The sequence below is a fragment of the Pseudorhodoferax sp. Leaf267 genome (assembly GCF_001422405.1).
In the GTDB taxonomy this organism is placed as follows: domain Bacteria; phylum Pseudomonadota; class Gammaproteobacteria; order Burkholderiales; family Burkholderiaceae_C; genus Pseudorhodoferax.
Window position 1 is genome coordinate 1 of the sequence record NZ_LMMV01000005.1, and the last position, 16,089, is coordinate 16,089.

The 16,089-nt window shown below is 67.5% G+C and carries 16 protein-coding genes and 1 pseudogene; 10 read left to right on the forward strand and 7 right to left on the reverse strand.

Annotated elements, in window-relative coordinates:
• Nucleotides 1-813 precede the first annotated feature (813 nt).
• The 7 genes and pseudogenes from ASF43_RS09815 to ASF43_RS09825 all read left to right on the forward strand — a co-directional run bounded on the left by ASF43_RS09815 (nt 814) and on the right by ASF43_RS09825 (nt 3,540).
• Complete coding sequence (locus ASF43_RS09815; RefSeq protein WP_056179756.1) at nt 814-1,104, forward strand: hypothetical protein; 291 nt, start codon at nt 814-816, stop codon at nt 1,102-1,104.
• Between the two features lie 48 nt (nt 1,105-1,152).
• A complete protein-coding gene (locus tag ASF43_RS30595) occupies nt 1,153-1,455 on the forward strand; it encodes a hypothetical protein (protein ID WP_156373250.1) in 303 nt (100 codons plus the stop codon).
• Between the two features lie 87 nt (nt 1,456-1,542).
• Entirely contained in the window at nt 1,543-2,100 is a 558-nt protein-coding gene (locus ASF43_RS30600; RefSeq protein WP_156373251.1) for a hypothetical protein, read from the forward strand.
• Nucleotides 2,101-2,158: 58 nt separating this feature from the next.
• Nucleotides 2,159-2,356: a hypothetical protein gene (locus ASF43_RS30605; protein WP_162241794.1), complete on the forward strand. Its 198-nt coding sequence runs from the start codon at nt 2,159-2,161 to the stop codon at nt 2,354-2,356.
• Entirely contained in the window at nt 2,349-2,678 is a 330-nt protein-coding gene (locus ASF43_RS30610) for a hypothetical protein (protein ID WP_156373253.1), read from the forward strand. Before ASF43_RS30605 ends, ASF43_RS30610 begins: the two co-directional genes overlap by 8 nt.
• A 36-nt stretch (nt 2,679-2,714) precedes the next feature.
• Nucleotides 2,715-2,843 (forward strand): annotated as a pseudogene (locus ASF43_RS09820) (transposase); the annotation flags it as partial.
• 52 nt (nt 2,844-2,895) lie between these two features.
• Nucleotides 2,896-3,540 (forward strand): hypothetical protein, encoded by a 645-nt coding sequence (locus tag ASF43_RS09825; protein WP_056179759.1) that lies wholly within the window; start codon nt 2,896-2,898, stop codon nt 3,538-3,540.
• A 34-nt stretch (nt 3,541-3,574) separates the two neighbouring features.
• On the opposite strand, the gene ASF43_RS09830 is transcribed toward ASF43_RS09825, so the two are convergent.
• On the reverse strand, nt 3,575-4,183 hold the full coding sequence (locus tag ASF43_RS09830) for a LysE/ArgO family amino acid transporter (RefSeq protein WP_056179761.1): 609 nt from the start codon (nt 4,181-4,183) through the stop codon (nt 3,575-3,577).
• 84 nt (nt 4,184-4,267) lie between these two features.
• Between ASF43_RS09830 and ASF43_RS09835 the strand changes: the two genes are divergently transcribed.
• Nucleotides 4,268-5,158: a LysR family transcriptional regulator ArgP gene (locus tag ASF43_RS09835; protein WP_056180142.1), complete on the forward strand. Its 891-nt coding sequence runs from the start codon at nt 4,268-4,270 to the stop codon at nt 5,156-5,158.
• A gap of 101 nt (nt 5,159-5,259) precedes the next feature.
• Here ASF43_RS09835 and ASF43_RS09840 read toward each other — a convergent pair whose 3' ends face one another.
• Nucleotides 5,260-6,600 (reverse strand): pitrilysin family protein, encoded by a 1,341-nt coding sequence (locus tag ASF43_RS09840; RefSeq protein WP_056179764.1) that lies wholly within the window; start codon nt 6,598-6,600, stop codon nt 5,260-5,262.
• A gap of 32 nt (nt 6,601-6,632) precedes the next feature.
• Nucleotides 6,633-8,048, reverse strand: a complete 1,416-nt coding sequence (locus ASF43_RS09845) for a pitrilysin family protein (RefSeq protein WP_056179766.1) — start codon at nt 8,046-8,048, stop codon at nt 6,633-6,635.
• A gap of 29 nt (nt 8,049-8,077) precedes the next feature.
• On the opposite strand from ASF43_RS09845, the gene ftsY reads away from it, so the two are divergent.
• Together ftsY and ASF43_RS09855 are read left to right on the forward strand one after the other, a co-directional pair.
• Nucleotides 8,078-9,259 (forward strand): signal recognition particle-docking protein FtsY, encoded by a 1,182-nt coding sequence (gene ftsY / locus ASF43_RS09850; protein ID WP_056179769.1) that lies wholly within the window; start codon nt 8,078-8,080, stop codon nt 9,257-9,259.
• A 204-nt stretch (nt 9,260-9,463) separates the two neighbouring features.
• On the forward strand, nt 9,464-10,360 hold the full coding sequence (locus ASF43_RS09855) for an amino acid ABC transporter substrate-binding protein (RefSeq protein ID WP_056179771.1): 897 nt from the start codon (nt 9,464-9,466) through the stop codon (nt 10,358-10,360).
• A 72-nt stretch (nt 10,361-10,432) separates the two neighbouring features.
• Here ASF43_RS09855 and ASF43_RS09860 read toward each other — a convergent pair whose 3' ends face one another.
• From ASF43_RS09860 to ASF43_RS09875, 4 genes are all read right to left on the reverse strand, one after another.
• Nucleotides 10,433-10,873 carry a hypothetical protein gene (locus tag ASF43_RS09860; RefSeq protein ID WP_056179774.1) on the reverse strand — a complete coding sequence of 147 codons (441 nt, stop codon included), beginning with the start codon at nt 10,871-10,873 and terminating at the stop codon, nt 10,433-10,435.
• A gap of 17 nt (nt 10,874-10,890) precedes the next feature.
• Nucleotides 10,891-12,615 (reverse strand): peptidase M20, encoded by a 1,725-nt coding sequence (locus tag ASF43_RS09865; RefSeq protein WP_235578203.1) that lies wholly within the window; start codon nt 12,613-12,615, stop codon nt 10,891-10,893.
• A 278-nt stretch (nt 12,616-12,893) separates the two neighbouring features.
• Nucleotides 12,894-14,237: a sigma-54 dependent transcriptional regulator gene (locus tag ASF43_RS09870; protein WP_056179777.1), complete on the reverse strand. Its 1,344-nt coding sequence runs from the start codon at nt 14,235-14,237 to the stop codon at nt 12,894-12,896.
• The gene (locus tag ASF43_RS09875) at nt 14,234-16,087 is read right to left on the reverse strand and encodes an ATP-binding protein (RefSeq protein WP_056179780.1); all 1,854 of its coding nucleotides are present in this window, start codon (nt 16,085-16,087) and stop codon (nt 14,234-14,236) included. Before ASF43_RS09875 ends, ASF43_RS09870 begins: the two co-directional genes overlap by 4 nt.
• Between the last annotated feature and the right edge of the window lie 2 nt (nt 16,088-16,089).

Genomic DNA, 16,089 nt, shown 5'->3' on the forward strand with positions numbered 1-16,089 from the left:
TTGGCTTGCAGCAAGGCCTGGATCGACATCCGATCAGCTGCTGTGACGTGCGAGTAGTGAGTTCCCATTTGGGCGGCACCTTACAGGTTGCGCCGTGTCGCACTTCAAACTTGAGGCCACCTAGCTGCGAGCCGCAGGCCGTGGCATGCTCGCACCGTCATCTGCCATGCAGGTCGACAGATGTAACGGGCGCCGCTTTCGCCGGAATTTTTAATGACCATGCAAAGCCACAAGAAGAGAAGAAAGGTGATGTCTTTCAAATACTTACGCGCCTGCGCGCCACTTTGTTATGGCGCACGCGCCGTGATGGGGAGCAGTTCGTTGCGCTCCATAACACGTTAGCCATCAGATCCAATGATTGAGCAGACCGAAGCGATGCAAGTCCTGGTTGACGCATGCCCGTCATTTCAGGGGTTGTGGCGTGCTCACACTGACGACTACGGGACTGATCTCCCGTACGTGGCAGCGGGCGAGTTCGCGCGCCATTTGCTCAACCTCTACCAATCGGGAGACTCAGCGGCCCTCGTAGCGGCAGGCGCTGCCATTGACCGCCTACACAATGAAGGCACATCAGCCGCTCAGGAGTTCGCAACCGTTGGTGTGCTCGAAGCTATCCAAAACGTTTGGGGCCACTCCGCGACAAACCCCGATGCGTTTCTTCCTTACCTCGGTCCATCCTCGAGGCACTGGTGGCAAAGCCTCAACAAATTCTGGTCTGGCGAAACAACTCATGTGGGCGCCGATGGCTAACTGGTCAACCAAGGCGGACGCCTTCGGCGCCGCTTGTTTTCAGCGTTATGCAAGAGGATCGCGATGATTGAGCAGTTCATTGCCATGACTCATCGAGTTATTGAAGAGGAGGGCTTCGAGGACTATTTGCCCACGCTGTTGCGGCCTCAACGCAAGGACGTTCGGGTTCTTGACGGCATTCCGGAGGGAGACGACATTGAAAGCCAAGCAAAGGATTGGGCCGAGTGCTCTGTCGATGAAGATGAAGATGAAGATTTCATATTGGCCTTTAAGGCAGACGCCAGCCACTTCAAGGTGGTCGCTCGGGTGAACGGCATCAATTCGGAGACGGTTTGCGATGTCAATATTGCATAACAGGCCGCTGCATCCGACCGCCTGCGGCGCCGGCTGAGCGGCGGCGTTATGCGTCCTGAGATCGAACGTCTGTTGCAGCTCGGTCCGCTGCCTGCTGAATCCGAGGCCTCGATCGAGCACTTGCGTCAGCTTGAGGAAGCGCTCCACTCCGTCGCCAAGCCGGTGTCAGATGAAGAGGCCCGCGCGCTGGTCAAACTCTTTGGGCCGGACAACTGCTTCGGCTTAGCGTGGTCTTTTCTCCATTTGATTGAGTCCGCATCAGGCTGGCCATTGGTGGATTGCTTGGCGAGCTCGGACAACGACTGGGTGGCGTCCCTGAGAGATCGCGCAATTCGTGGAGGAGTGTTGTGATCCTTTGTACTGGATGCGTCGCAACGCATAACCTTTCGCTGCAGCGGACGGCTTCGCCGCCCGCTGAGCTCGCACCTTAGCCATCAGATGCAAACGCTTCCTTTCGCGACCGAGTGGCGCGCTAGCTTCGGCGATGCATTGCCCGCAGGCTTCCTCTGTCGAGCGGCATTGGCAGATCGGTGGCTTCGTGTTCATATCCTTCCAGAATCGAAGCGATATGCGGAGACGGATGCCGAGCGTGTTGAACTTCTCCATCGCCAGAATGTCGCCGCGAGCTACGTCCTAGGCGATGACGCCGATTGTCAATTGCTCGTCACTCGCTTCGGCGAGAACCAAGCGTGGTCATTTGAAGCATTGCCGCTGAGTGGCAGAACGCCGGTGCATGTCTTGTCTGCAGGAGATGAGGGTGACGAGCTTCAGTTCTTCGGTCTGCCAGTTAAGTGGCACAAGGCCGCCTTCAACGATCTTCTCCTTGCCGTCGCAGACGATAGAACTGGACCTGTACTGTTCGCAGATGTTCAACGAAGCCGCATCTATGCTCCCTACGACGGAGGCGCTGACCTGTTTTTCCCCAACCCCGAAGCGGCGAAGTTGGCCCGAGCGCACTTTCAGGGTTGGCTATCGGGCAGGGAGGATGGGCTGTGAAGCTGATGGCTAACTGGTCGTTCGTGTGGGACGGCTTCGCCGCCCCACAACTTCAACGTTGAGCAGCATGAAGACGAGTCCACAGTTCATCGTCTATTTGGTCGGAGTCGCGTTGCTTGGCTTTTTCTACGAGCCTGTTAAATCAGCGCTTGGCGGCCAGTGGTTATTTGTCGGCTGCGTTCTTGCCTACCTCGTCGCACTTCGACTGCTCGGAACACTGATCGCCAAACGGAAGCATGGGCGCGCGCATGAGTGAAGCCGTCTTGTCATTGCTCATTCGGCGGTCGCTCCACCTTGGTGTTGCGGACACCGCGATGCTGAACTGGCACGATGCTCAACCATTTGCTGCAGCGGACGTTGAACTCATGAAAGTGTTCGGCTATCCCGCAGGCGCGCCTCTTGACGACGAGGGTTTGGTCGGATTCACGGAGGTGCCACTCCAGGCAAACGCGCAGACTCGTGTCGATCACTTTTCCCCTTTGCTGCTGAAGAGCCGACTGTCGTCATGGGAAGCTATTTCGACTCACGAGGGGAATATGTCCCAAATGACCTGCCCCCTTCCAGCCGTACCAGCGTAATGGCAGCGAAGTCCGTCAACTTGGAGAATGACGGACATGAGAAAGAGCAGATTTACGGAGGAGCAGATCATCGGTTTCATCAAGCAGGCCGAAGCCGGTGTGCCGATCAAGGATCTATGCCGCAAAGGCGGCTTCAGCGACGCGACCTTCTACAAATGGCGCGCCAATCGTGTTCACGCCTGGCCCCTTCATTGAGCGAACATCGCAAGAGCAACCCATGTCGAACGCGAACCCGACCGCCAACATGGTGCAGCCCTCCTGGCATCGGTGTTGGTCGGCTCTCGGTGCGCAAGGCGACGGCCTTGCGCTCATGCAAAAGCTGCTCGACGCCTATGCGGAGCCCCAGCGCAAGTACCACACGGTCCAGCATCTGTCCGAATGCCTGACGCTGATGGGCCAGCACCTTCACCTGGCGATCGAGCCCGGCGAGGTGGAGATGGCGCTGTGGTTTCACGATGCCATCTACCACGTGCAGGCCCGCGACAACGAGTTGAGGAGTGCCGAGTGGGCCGCGGCGCAATTGCGTGCGGCCGGGGTCGTCGAGCAGCGCATCGCGCACATCACGCAGCACATCCTGGCGACCCGGCACTCGGCCTTGCCGCAAGGCCCCGACCAGATGCTGCTGGTCGACATCGACCTGTCCATCCTGGGCGCGCCACGGCCGCGCTTCGACGCGTACGAGCGGCAGGTCCGCGAGGAATACGCCTGGGTGCCCGAGGCGCTGTTTCGCCGCAAACGGCAGCAGGTCCTCGCCGAGTTCCTGGCGCGCAGCCCCATCTACAACACGCCTGCGCTGCGCGCGGCGCGGGAAGACCAGGCCCGAGACAACCTGGCGCATTCGCTCCAGCAGCTGAAGTTCTGACGGTTCCCAGCAGGCCGGTTGCGTTGCGCCGCCATCACCCCAGAGCCGCCGCCACCAGCCCGGCGGCCAACACCAGCATCGTCACCCCCAAGGCCGCATCCAGCCACTGCCAGGCCCTGGGCCTGGCAAATACCGGCGCCAGCCACCGCGCACCGAACCCCAGCGCCGTGAACCACCCTGCACTGGCGACCGCCGCGCCCGCCACGAACGCGGCGCGGGCCAGCGGGGCATGCTGCGCGCCCACCGTGCCGACCAGCAGGACGGTGTCCAGGTACACATGCGGGTTCAGCAGCGTGAACGCGACCGCCTGCGCCATCACGGCCGCCCGGCCCGGGGGTGCGGACATCGCAGCCTGCAATGTGGACGGGCGCCGGCTGCGCCACAGCGCGCGCAGGCCGTAGCCGGCCAGGAACACGGCACCCACCGCGGCCAGGGCGCGGGCCAGCATCGGCTGCGCGCCGAGCACGCCGGCCAGGCCATAGACGCCGGCGGCCACCAGCACCGCGTCGGCCAGCGCGCACCACAGCACGACCGGCAGCACATGCGCGCGCTGCAGGCCCTGGCGCAGCACGAAGGCGTTTTGGGCGCCGATGGCGACGATCAAGGTGAGGCTGAGCGCGAAGCCCTGGAGAAATGCAGACATGGCGCCAGCATGCCGATCGCCTGGCTGCGCGGCCAGCGCAAACTTCTAAACTCGATGCAGTTCTGCTTCATCGGGAGATTGACCATGCTCGACTACGCCGCCCTGTCTGCGCTGGCCGCCGTGGTGCGCGAGGGCAGCTTCGAGCGCGCGGCGCAGGCGCTGCATGTGACGCCGTCGGCGGTGTCGCAGCGCGTGCGGCTGCTGGAGGAGCGCGTGGGCTGCGCGCTGGTCGTGCGTGGGCAGCCATGCACGGCCACTGAGGTGGGCCAGGGGCTGTGCCGCCACCTGGCCCAGGTGCGGCTCATGGAGCATGACCTGCAGGGCGTGCTGCCCGTGGCGGCAGGGCCGTCGGCCGAGCGCGCGCGGCTGCCCGTGGCCGTGAATGCGGACAGCCTGGCGAGCTGGTTCGCGCCCGCGGTGGCGCAGCATGCCGCACAGGCGCCCGTGCTGCTGGACGTGACCGTGGACGACCAGGACCACACGGCCGAGCGGCTGCGCAGCGGCGCCGTGCTGGCCGCCGTGACGGCGCTGGCCAAGCCGGCGCCGGGCTGCAACAGCCAGGCGCTGGGGGCGCTGCGCTATGTGGCCGCGGCCAGCCCGGCGTTCATGGCACGGTACTTCGCCGATGGCGTGAGTGCGCGCACGCTGGCGCATGCGCCCAGCCTGCTGTTCGACCGCAAGGACCAGCTGCAGGCGCGCTGGGTGCGCCGCCAGTGTCGGCGCGCCGTGGCGCTGCCCTGCCATGTGCTGCCGTCGTCGCAGGGCTTCGTGGAGGCGGGCCTGGCCGGCATGGGCTGGGGCATGCAGCCGCTGCTGCTGGTGCAGCCGCTGCTGGCGAGTGGGCGGTTGGTGGAGCTGGTGCCGGGCGCGGGGCTGGATGTGCCGCTGTATTGGCAGCATGCGCGGGCGGCTTCGTCGTTGCTGGATGGGCTGGGGCGGGCGGTGGTGGCGGCTGCGCGGGGGGCGCTTGCATGACGTCCGCTCAGCTGGTTCAGGCCGCAGCCCCTCACCCCAACCCTCTCCCCAGAGGGGCGAGGGAGTAAGTCAGCCGCTCTCCGGAGCAGCGAGGGAGCCCGTCAACCGCCGCTGGCGCCCACCACCACCGTCACCATGCGCTCGGGCTGCAGCTTGCGGGCGAACGCGGCGCGCACCTGGTCGACGGTGACGGCTTGCACGCGCTGGGTCCAGGTGTCCAGGTAGTCCAGCGGCAGGTTGTTCCAGGCGATGTTGGCCACGTTGTCGAGCAGCTTGCGGTTGCTGTCGATGCGCAGCGCAAAGCCGCCGACCAGGTTGTCCTTGGCGGCCTTGAGCTCGTCGGCGGTGGGGCCTTCGGCGACGAAGCGCGCCAGGGTCTCGCGCGCAACCGAGATGGCCTGCTGCGCCTGGCTGGCCTTGGTCTGCAGGCCGACCGTGAACGCGCCGGCGTGCAGGCCCGGCGCGAAGTAGCTGTAGACGCTGTAGGTCAGGCCGCGCTTTTCGCGCACTTCGTTGGTCAGGCGCGAGACGAAGCCGCCGCCGCCCAGGATGTAGTTGCCCACCGTCAGCGCGAAGAAGTCGGGGTCGTCGCGCTTGTAGCCGGGCTGGCCGATCAGCACCTGGGCCTGGGCGGCCTCGAACGGCACGATGCGCTCGGTGGCCTGCGTGAGCGCGGGCACTTCGGGCACGGTGGGCAGCGGCGCGCAGGCGGTCTGCGGCAGGCGCGCCAGCAGGGTCTGCACCAGCGCGTCGGCCTGCGCGCGCGTGACGGCGCCGACCACGCTGACCTTGGCGCGGCAGGGCAGGATGGCGCCCGTGTACAGCGCGCGCATGTCGGCGACCGAGATGGCCGACAGGGTCTGCTCGGTCATCTCCTGGCCATAGGGGTGGCCGCTGTAGACGGCCTGCGCGAAAGTGCGGCCGGCAATGGTGGCGGGCCGCGTGTTGGCCTCCTTGAGCGATGCGGCGATGCGCTCGCGGTCGCGCTGCCAGACAGGCTCGGCAAAGGCCGGCTCGCCGAGCTGGCGGGCTGCGAACTGCGCGGCCTTGGGCAAGAGGTCGGGGTAGGTCAGCGAGCGCAGCGAGAAGCTCATGCGGTCGCTGCCGGCGCTGGCGCCGAAGGATGCGCCGAGGTCGGCCCAGGCTTCGGAGACGGCGTTCTCGTCCAGGGCTGGATCCGATCCCCTGGCCAAGACACCCTTGCCGCTCTGCCCCGCCGTCACGGCGGCCAGCCCGGCCTGGGCTGCCGGGTCGCGCCGGCTGCCGGCGTCGAAGTCGATCTGCACGTCGACCATGGGGATGGCCGGGCTCTCGACCAGGTAGACCTGGGCGCCGCTGGGCTGCGTCCAGCGCTGCAGGGGGATGGCGGCGGCGGCCAGGCCGCTGGCGCACAGCACGGTGGCGGCGAGCAACACGCGCGCCGAAGGCATCAAGGGATTCATGGCGATGGGGTCTCGTGCGGGGTCGTACGGGTTCAGTGGCGCAGGCCGGCCGGTGCGGCCTTCTTGCGCTGCGGGTCCACGGGCTGCGGGCGCAGCACGCCGACCGTCAACTGGTCGTCGCCGAAGTAGCGCGCGGCCACCGCCTGCACCTGGGCCGCGCTCACGTTGCGCAGGCGCGCGATGAGCTGGTCCGACAGGTCCAGCGGGAAGCCGTCGACCCACTGGCTGCCCAGCTCGCGCGCCTGGTTGAACACCGAGTCGAGCTTGTAGACCTCGCTGGCCACCCACTGCGTCTTCACGCGGTTGAGCTCGGCCTCGCTGACGCCTTCACGCGCGACCTTGGCCACCTGCTCGCGCAGCGCGGCCTCCAGCTGGTCGGTGGTCTTGCCGGGGGCCGGCACGCCATCGAGCATGAACAGCTGCGGGCCGCGACCCATGAGGCCGTTGCTGGCGCCTGCGCTGTCGGCCACGCGGTCGACGCCCTGCGTCAGCGCGCGCTCCAGCCGCGCGCCGGGGTAGCCGTCCAGCACGGCCGACAGCACGGTGAGCGCCAGCGCGTCGTCGCTGTTGTCGAGTTGCTCCAGCTTGGGCACCTTGAAGGCCATCGCCAGGTAGGACTGCTCGGCCGGGGCCTTGAAGTCCATGCGCCGGATGCCGGCCTGGGCCGGCTCGGTGCGCGGCTTGCGCACGGGCACGGGGCGCGCAGCGATGGCACCGTAGGTGCGCTCGGCCAGCCGCCGCACCTGGGCCACGTCCACGTCGCCCGCGATGACGACGGCGGCGTTGGCCGGCACATACCAGCGCTGGTAGAACGCGCGCACGTCCTGCGGCGTCATGGCGTCCAGGTCGCTCATCCAGCCGACGATGGGCCGGCGGTAGGGCGAGGCCACGAAGGTGATGGCGCTCATCGCCTCGTACAACTGCGCGCGCGGCGCGTCGTCGGTGCGCAGGCGGCGCTCTTCCTTCACCACCTCCAGCTCGCGCTTGAACTCGTCGTCGGGCCACTGGTTGTGGGCGAAGCGGTCGGACTCGAGCCGCATCACGTCCTCCAGCTTGTCGGCCGGAATCTGCTGGTAGTAGCCCGTGTAGTCGCGGCCCGTGAACGCGTTCTCGCGCCCACCGAGCGCGGCCACGCGGCGCGAGAACTCGCCGGGCTTCACCTTGGCCGAGCCCTTGAACATCATGTGCTCGACCACATGCGCGACGCCGCTCGTGCCGTCGACCTCGTCCATGCTGCCCACGCGCAGCCAGACCATGTGGGCCACCGTGGGCGCGCGCCGGTCGGGCTTCACGATCAGCGTCATGCCGTTGGCCAGCTGGAACTGCTGGGCCTGGTTCGCAGCCTTGGCAGCGCCCGGGGCATCGGTGGCCAGGGGCTGGGGCGCAGGCTGCGCGTGCAGCCCGGCCACGAGCATGGCCGTGCCACACAAGGAAAGAAGTCGTTTCATAGAATGATCCGATTCTAAGAACGCCCCAAATGTTCAGTTTTTTCAAGAAAAAGCCAACAACTCCCGCTGAAGCCGTGCCCGCGGACACACCGGTCGACATCCCGCTGGCGGATGAACCACCGGCGCCGGCCGAGCGCGGCGGTGCGTTCGGCTGGCTGCGCAAGCCCTTCGGCGGCAAGCCCGAAGTGGACCCGGCGTTCGCCCCCACCGAGCCGTTCGAATGGCGGCCCGAAGACCTGGCCCAGGTCGAGGCCGAGCCTGAGCCCGAGCCGCTGCTTCCCGACCTGGTGATCGCGCCCGAGTCGCCCGCCGTGCGCAAGGGCTGGATGGACCGGCTCAAGCTGGGCCTGCGCAAGACCGGCTCGTCGATCACCACCGTGTTCACGGGCACGAAGATCGACGAGGCGCTGTACGAGCAGCTCGAAGAAGCCCTGCTCATGGCCGACACCGGCGTGAAGGCCACCACCCAGCTGCTGAACGACCTGCGCCGCCGCGTGAAGGAGGCGCGCGCGACCGACCCCGCGGCCGTCAAGGGCCTGCTGGTCGAGGCCATCGCCGACCTGCTGCGCCCGCTGGAGAAGGCCCTGGTCGTCGGCGAACGGCAGCCCACCGTGATCATGGTGACGGGCGTCAACGGCGCCGGCAAGACGACCTCCATCGGCAAGCTCACGCGGCACCTGGCCTCGCACAAGGCCTCGGTGCTGCTGGCCGCGGCCGACACTTTCCGCGCCGCGGCGCGCGAGCAGCTGGCCGTCTGGGCCGACCGCAACTACGTGGAGATCGTGAGCCAGGAAGGCGGCGACCCGGCGGCCGTGGCCTTCGACGCCGTGAACGCGGGCCGCGCGCGGCGCAAGGACGTGGTGCTGGTGGACACCGCGGGCCGGCTCCCCACGCAGCTGCACCTGATGGAAGAGCTCAAGAAGATCCGCCGCGTGGTGGCCAAGGCCGATGCCACGGCCCCGCACGAGGTGCTGCTCGTGATCGACGGCAACACCGGCCAGAACGCGCTGGCCCAGGTCAAGGCCTTCGACGACGCCATCGAGCTCACCGGCCTCATCGTCACCAAGCTGGACGGCACGGCCAAGGGCGGTGTGCTGGCCGCCATCGCGCAGGAGCGGCCGATCCCGGTCTACTTCATCGGCGTGGGCGAGAAGCTGGAGGACCTGGAAACCTTCGACGCGCGCGAGTTCGCGCAGGCGCTGCTGAGCTGAGCACCCCACGGATTTCCGTCCGTTCCAGGCGCATGCGAACGGGAATCCGCCAGCCGCCGCCGGCTGTGCAGGAACGATTCCCCGGTGGCGCACTCCAAGAGCTGCGTGGCATGCAACCTGCTGTTACGTGTGCGTCTGCGGTCGGGATCCCCCCGCGCCGCGGGTGCGGGGTCTTCCCACGAGCTATCCGATAGGAGTTATTGAATGAACAAGCACATCCTCGCCATCGTCTGCGCCGCAGTGGCGGCCGGCAGCGCCTATGCGCAGAGCAACGACACGCTGGCGAAGATCAAGTCGAGTGGTGCCATCAGCCTGGGCGTGCGCGACTCGTCCGGCCTGTCGTACACCCTGGGCAACGGCAAGTACGTGGGCTTTCACACCGAGATGGGCGAACGCATCATCGCGGACCTGGGCAAGGCCGCGGGCAAGGAACTGAAGATCACCTACTCGCCCGTGACCTCGCAGAACCGCATCCCGCTCGTGCAGAACGGCACGGTCGACCTGGAATGCGGCTCCACCACGAACAACTCGGCACGTGCGCGCGACGTGGCCTTCGCCGTCACGACCTACGTGGAGGAAGTGCGCATCCTGACCAAGAGCAACTCGGGCATCCAGGGTGTGAAGGACCTGAACGGCAAGACCGTGGCCGTGACGACCGGCACGACCTCCGTGCAGACGCTGCGCAAGAGCGAGCGCGGCACCGACATCGATTTCAAGACGGTGATGGGCAAGGACCACGCCGACAGCTTCCTGCTGCTCGAATCGGGCCGCGCCGACGCCTTCGTGATGGACGGCTCCATCCTCGCGGCCAATGCCTCGAAGTCGCGCAATGCATCGGACTACAAGATGGTCGGCGAGGTGCTGTCGGTTGAGCCCATCGCCTGCATGCTGCGCAAGGGTGACGACGCCTTCAAGAAGGCCGTGGACGACAGCATCAAGCGCCAGATCGCCGATGGCTCGCTGGCCAAGCTCTACGACAAGTGGTTCATGCAGCCCACGCCGCCGACCAACACCAAGGTCGGCCTGCCGCTGTCCGAGGCCACCAAGGCCGCCTGGGCGAACCCGAACGACAAGCCGATGGAAGAGTACGCGGTCAAGTGATCGCGCAGCGTTGAAAGGCACAAGGCCGTCCCTCGGGACGGCCTTTCTTCTTGCGTGTGCCGCCTGGCGGCTTTACTGCGCCGTCACCTTGTAGCGGATGGCAGCCGGGGCGCCGCCGGCGAGATCGCCCTCCTTCACGCCCCGGAATGCGTTCTCGGCATCGGCACCGGCCTTGGCTGCCGCGGTGACCTGGGCCACCATGGACTGCAGCGCCGTGGCGTCGGCCGCAGTCAGCAGCACCTCATAGCGCGCATCGCTGGCCAGGCTGTTGACCGAATTGCCGCCGTTCAGGCCCCGAAGCTGGTAGGCACCTGCCGGCAGCCCCGCGGTCTTCATCTGCACGATGGCACGGCCCGCGGCATGGACCGCACTGGTCCGGCCATAGGCGCCGTTGCTGTGGCCGCCAGGAGCCTGGAACTCGACCAGCACGCGACCGGTCTGCTGCGCGGCCACCGGCGCGGATGCCAGGCTGAACGCTGCGAGGCACAGCAGGGAAGCAATGGTTTTCTTCATGGAATGGACTCCTTCGATTACTTGACTTCGGCCGTGCGCTTGCCGATGGCTGGCGCGGCAGGTGCCACCACGGTGCCGTCGGCGGCGGTGAAGCCGGACGCGATCAGCGCGGCGCTCATGACACGCTGCATGCGCAGCACTTCCTTGGCCGATTCGCCAGGGATGCCCCATTCCCAGAACGCGTGGCCGCCGCCGCCGGTGGCAGACGTGCCGATGTTCAGGTTGATGGTGGGCACGCCGATGGCGGCCGGCACGTTGTCGTTCAGGCTGCTCGCGGCGGTGGACACCTCCTTGAGCTGGTCGACGCCGACGGTTTCGGCGGACTGCCAGGCGGCCTGGATCGACACGTCGGACAGGTCGGTGCGCTCATGCGGTGGGCGGTCGCCGAACCAGGTCAGCTGCAGCTGGACGGCCTGCGCCGAGTTGTCGGCCACGCTGAAGCGCGCGTTCTCCTCGGTCACGCCGGCCTGGAACAGGGGCTCGATGCGCGCGCGGATCTCGTTGAGCGGCGCGATGCGCGGCGAGCGCATGTCGACCTGGATGGTGCAGCTGGGCACGACGTTGCTGCCGGCCACGGGGTCTTCGCAGCTGGCCACGCCCACGGTGTAGGTGGTCTTCAGGGCCGTCTTGTCGGTGTCCCAGGGCGTCTTGATGTCCGCGATCTTGGCGATCGACGCTGCAGCCGCTTCCACCGCGTTCGGCGTGTTGGGGCCAGGGGCCGTGGGCGCCGTGTACTTCATCTCGAAGCGGTAGCTGCCGATGAAGTTGATGGTGCCGCTGCCGCCGTCGATGCCGAAGTTCGTCACGAAATTCAGCGGGTTGGTGCCCGTGCCCAGGTTCTGGTCGTAGCCGTAGAGCTGCTTCATGCCGGCCAGGTTGCCCTTGCCCTCTTCGCCCGCCGTGCCGCAGAACCACATGTCGTAGACCGGCTTGACGTTGTACTTCTTCATGGCCTTGGCGATGTTCAGCACGCCCGAGACGTTGCCCATGGCGTCGCCATAGCCGGGCACGTAGATGCGCACGGCGCCGCCGGCCATGGCGGCCTCGGCGTTGGCGTAGTACTGGCGTGCCTTGATGTAGTTGGCGTCCTGCACCACGCGGCCGGTGCCGTCGAACGCCAGCTCGTCGGCAATGGCGGCAAGTTGGGCCGGTGTCTCCACGATCGGCTGGGCGATGGGCTGCAGCTTGACCGGCTCGTACAGGTAGGTCAGCTTCTCGGGGTTCACCGTGTCGATGTGGCCCTCGACCAGCACCTTGGGATATTGGCCGCGGTAGGACTGGGCGCCCGGCGAGCTGGAGTACGTGCCCTTGATCTCGGCGCAGATGTTGTAGACGGGCAGGCCATCGACCAGTTGCACGTCCGACCCGGCCAGCGTGCCGTCGTCGCGCGTCTTGATCTCGCTGGGCAGGAAGCCCCATTCCTGGACCATGCGGCGCTTGATCTCGAGCGCGCGGTTGTATTCCTCACGCGACGGCGATGCGATGCGCACCAGCTCCATGTGCTGGTTGAACCGTGCCTGCGTGTCCGTGGGCGTCTTCCACTCCGCCACGATGGCCTGGATGGTGGCGTCGGTGGCCAGCTTCTGCGCAGCGGACTGCACGGCCGGCGAGATGGTGGGCACGTTGGGGTTGGTCTGGGGCGGTGGCGCCACTGGCGTGTCGTCGTCGCTGCTGCCGCCGCAACCTGCGATGACAAGGGCCACCGAACAAGCGACCGCACTCAAGTTGAATCTGTTCGTCATGAAGACCTTCCGGATGAAGTCCGTGATGCATGGGAAATGCCGGCACGGGCCACATGTGCGCGCCCTGCCGGCAACTGAAGTCGTTCGCGTGACTGCGCGATGACAGAGGCACTCAGCAATGCATGTGCCACACGCAGGTCGCTTACAACTCAAGCGAAAAAGTCATGCAATTCAAGGCCCTTGGGTCAACGCACGTGTTGCATTCGCCAAAGCGTGCCTTTCGCCACAAACGGAAATCCGTTCGCGCCGCAACGGCTTCCCGTCGCGGCCCGCGCGGGTCACGACAGCCCGTGCTTGCGGATCTTGTCGGCCAGCGTGGTTTTGGGGATGCGCAGAGCGCGCGCGCTGTGGGCCACGTTGCCCTGGTTGCGGCTGAGCTCGGCGGCGATCAGGTCGCGCTCGTAGCCGTCGACCAGCTCGGTCAGCGAGGCCTGCGGCGCGTCGGGCGCCTGCGCCTGCGGCTCCACCGGGCCGAGCACGCTGTTGGCGATGCCCAGCACCATGCAGTCGCAGACGTTGCGCAGCTCGCGCACGTTGCCCGGCCAGTCGTGCGCCATGAGCCGCTGCATCTGCTCCTTGCTTACGCCGGGGTGCGGCCGGCTGTAGCGGCTGGCGCCCAGCAGCATGAAGTGCTCGGTCAGGAGCGGGATGTCCTCGCGCCGCTCGCGCAGCGCGGGCAGCTCGATGGCCACCACGTTGAGCCGGTAGTACAGGTCGGGCCGGAAGCTGCCCTCCTTGGCGCGCTGCAGCAGGTTGTCCTTGGTGGCGGCGACCACGCGCACGTCGACCAGCGTGCCTTCGTTGGAGCCCAGGCGCTCGATGCGCCGCTCCTGCAGCACGCGCAGCAGCTTGATCTGCATGCCCGAGGGCATGGACTCGACCTCGTCCAGGAACAGCGTGCCCTGGTGCGCATGCTCGATCTTGCCGATGCGCTTCTTCTGCGCGCCCGTGAACGCGCCGGACTCGTGGCCGAAGAGTTCGCTGTCCAGCAGCGCGTCCGGCATGCCGCCGCAGTTCAGCGCCACGAAGGGCGCGGCGCGGCGCGTGGAATGCGTGTGCAGCGCCTGGGCCACGACCTCCTTGCCGGTGCCGGTCTCGCCATGCACGAGCACGTCGATGGGTGAGTCGGCGATCTCGGCCACGAGCTTGCGCACGCGCTGCATCTGGGGTGAGTTGCCGATGAGCTTGCTCTCCAGCCCCGCGCGGCTGGCTAGCGACTTGCGCAGCGCCACCACCTCCAGCGTGAGCGCGCGTTTCTCCAGCGCACGGCGCACGACCTCGACCAGCACCTCGGGCGAGAACGGCTTGGGGATGAAGTCGTAGGCGCCGCTGCGCATGGCCTCCACTGCGAGCACCACGTCGCCGTGGCCGGTGATCATGATCACGGGCAGGTCGGCATCGAGCTGGTGGCAGTAGCGGATCAGCGCCAGGCCGTCCGCGCCCGGCAGCCGCATGTCGGTGACGACCACGCCGGCGAAGCCGGGCTGCACGCGCGCCATGGCCTGCTCGGCCGAGTCCACGGCGCTGACGGCCACGCCGGCCAGCTGCAGGGCCTGCACGCAACCGAGCTGCACATGGGGATCGTCTTCGACGATGAGGACGGAGATCTGGAGATCGTTCATGCGGGGGTGCGCTCCGGGGCTTCGGCCGGCAGCGCCAGCCGGAAGCTGGTGCCGCCTCCGACGCGGTCTGCGGCCTGGATGTCGCCGCCGAACCCGCGCACGATGTCGCGCGAGATGACGAGCCCCAGGCCCAGGCCGGCGCCGGGCGCCTTGGTGGTGAAGAAAGGTTCGAACAGTTGCGCGCGCGCTGCCGTGGACAGGCCGCTGCCGTTGTCCTCGACGCAGATCCAGGTCCAGCGCGGGCCGCCCTCGTCCTTGAAGAAGGAGCCGGCGCGCAGCGTGAGGCAGGGCGCCGGCGTGGACACCATGGCGTCCAGCGCGTTGCCGATCAGGTTGATGAGCACCTGCTCGAGCCGGTTCGCGTCGCACCAGGCCCAGACCTCCGCCGGCGCGCAGCCGTTGACCACCTGCACCTTCTGCTGGCGCACGCGCAGGCCATACAGGAACAGCGCGTTGCTGAAAGTCTGGCCGACGTCGACCGCCGCGTGCGTGGCCTCGGACTTGCGCGCGAAGGCCTTGAGCGGCTGGATGATCTTGCCCATCTGGTCGGTCAGCCGCGCGATGATCGTGAGGTTGCCGGCCAGCGGGTCCATCTGGCCGCGGCGCAGGAACTCCTCGGCATTGCCCGACAGCGTGCGCAGCGCGCCCAGCGGCTGCGTGAGCTCGTGCGTAATGCCGGCGGCCAGCTGGCCGATCACGGCCATCTTGGCGGCCTGCACGAGTTCGCTCTGCGTGGCGCGCAAGGTCTGCTCGGCCTGCTCGCGCTCGCCGACCTCGCGCATGAGGCGCAGGTTCGCGGCGGTCAGGTCCTGCGTGCGCGCGCGCACCTTGGATTCGAGCTCGGCGTTGGCGGCCTCCAGCAGCCGCCGCGATTCGGCGCGCTGGCGCTGGATGCGCCGGCCCTGCGCCAGGAACAGCGCCAGCAGCACCAGGAAGGACGCCGCCACGGCAGACATGGTGGCGCCCAGCAGCGCGCCGGAGCGCACGTCCTTCAGGTCCAGGAACAGCATCACGCGCCAGTCCATGCCGTCCAGCGGGCGCGTGAGGATCAGCTGGTTGCCGATGCGCTGGCTGTCTTCCTGCGCGAGCTCGGGCACCAGCGGGAACTGCGGGATCTGCATGTCGTTGTACAGGCGGGTCAGCTGCAGGTCCACGCGCCGGTCCACCGAGAGCGGCGCCAGCGAGGTGTAGCGCCATTCGCTGCGCGAGGAGTCGATCACGATGCGGTTGGCATCGGCCAGCAGGGCCGGCGCGCCCACCATCTCCCAGGTCTGGGCGATCGGGTCCAGGCTGATCTTGATGGCCGCCACGCCGACCACGTTGGCGCCGTCGCGGATCGGGTGCGAGACGAAGTAGCCCGGGATGCTGCCGTCCACGCCGATCGCGAAATGCCGGCCCACGCGGCCGGACAGCGCCTCCAGGAAGTAGGGCCGGAACGACACGTCGTTGCCCAGCAGGCTGTCGTCCGGGTGGCTCTCGTTGCTGGACGCCACGACCACGCCGCGGTCGTTCAGCGTGAAGGCCGCCAGGCTGCCCACGTGCGCGTTCAGCCGGCGCAGGTAGAAGTTCGCCGCGGCCACGCGCGCCGGGCTGTCGGGCTCGCGCAGCAGCGACAGGATCTCGCGGTTGAGCTGGATCGTGGCCGGCACGTGCTCGGAGCGCTTGATCATGCCCTCCACGGCCGAGGCGAACAGGTCCAGCCGGTGGTTGGCGTCGGCCTGCAAGGCGGCCTGGCCGCGGCGTTCGCCCTCGTCGTAGGCGTAGACCGCGCAGCCCAGCACCAGCGCCAGCGCGGCCAGGGTGGCCAGCACGCGGCGGTACAGGCGAAGGCGCGGTGTGCGGTCGGCCATCA

Excerpts from the sequence above, each read along its gene's own strand:
- ASF43_RS09815 (WP_056179756.1), top strand. The coding sequence starts at position 814 with ATGATTGAGCAGTTCATTGCCATGACTCATCGAGTTATTGAAGAGGAG.
- ASF43_RS30595 (WP_156373250.1), top strand. The coding sequence starts at position 1,153 with ATGCGTCCTGAGATCGAACGTCTGTTGCAGCTCGGTCCGCTGCCTGCT.
- ASF43_RS30600 (WP_156373251.1), top strand. The coding sequence starts at position 1,543 with ATGCAAACGCTTCCTTTCGCGACCGAGTGGCGCGCTAGCTTCGGCGAT.
- ASF43_RS30610 (WP_156373253.1), top strand. The coding sequence starts at position 2,349 with ATGAGTGAAGCCGTCTTGTCATTGCTCATTCGGCGGTCGCTCCACCTT.
- ASF43_RS09825 (WP_056179759.1), top strand. The coding sequence starts at position 2,896 with ATGTCGAACGCGAACCCGACCGCCAACATGGTGCAGCCCTCCTGGCAT.
- ASF43_RS09830 (WP_056179761.1), bottom strand. The coding sequence starts at position 4,183 with ATGTCTGCATTTCTCCAGGGCTTCGCGCTCAGCCTCACCTTGATCGTC.
- ASF43_RS09835 (WP_056180142.1), top strand. The coding sequence starts at position 4,268 with ATGCTCGACTACGCCGCCCTGTCTGCGCTGGCCGCCGTGGTGCGCGAG.
- ASF43_RS09840 (WP_056179764.1), bottom strand. The coding sequence starts at position 6,600 with ATGAATCCCTTGATGCCTTCGGCGCGCGTGTTGCTCGCCGCCACCGTG.
- ASF43_RS09845 (WP_056179766.1), bottom strand. The coding sequence starts at position 8,048 with ATGAAACGACTTCTTTCCTTGTGTGGCACGGCCATGCTCGTGGCCGGG.
- ftsY (WP_056179769.1), top strand. The coding sequence starts at position 8,078 with ATGTTCAGTTTTTTCAAGAAAAAGCCAACAACTCCCGCTGAAGCCGTG.
- ASF43_RS09855 (WP_056179771.1), top strand. The coding sequence starts at position 9,464 with ATGAACAAGCACATCCTCGCCATCGTCTGCGCCGCAGTGGCGGCCGGC.
- ASF43_RS09860 (WP_056179774.1), bottom strand. The coding sequence starts at position 10,873 with ATGAAGAAAACCATTGCTTCCCTGCTGTGCCTCGCAGCGTTCAGCCTG.
- ASF43_RS09865 (WP_235578203.1), bottom strand. The coding sequence starts at position 12,615 with ATGACGAACAGATTCAACTTGAGTGCGGTCGCTTGTTCGGTGGCCCTT.
- ASF43_RS09870 (WP_056179777.1), bottom strand. The coding sequence starts at position 14,237 with ATGAACGATCTCCAGATCTCCGTCCTCATCGTCGAAGACGATCCCCAT.
- ASF43_RS09875 (WP_056179780.1), bottom strand. The coding sequence starts at position 16,087 with ATGGCCGACCGCACACCGCGCCTTCGCCTGTACCGCCGCGTGCTGGCC.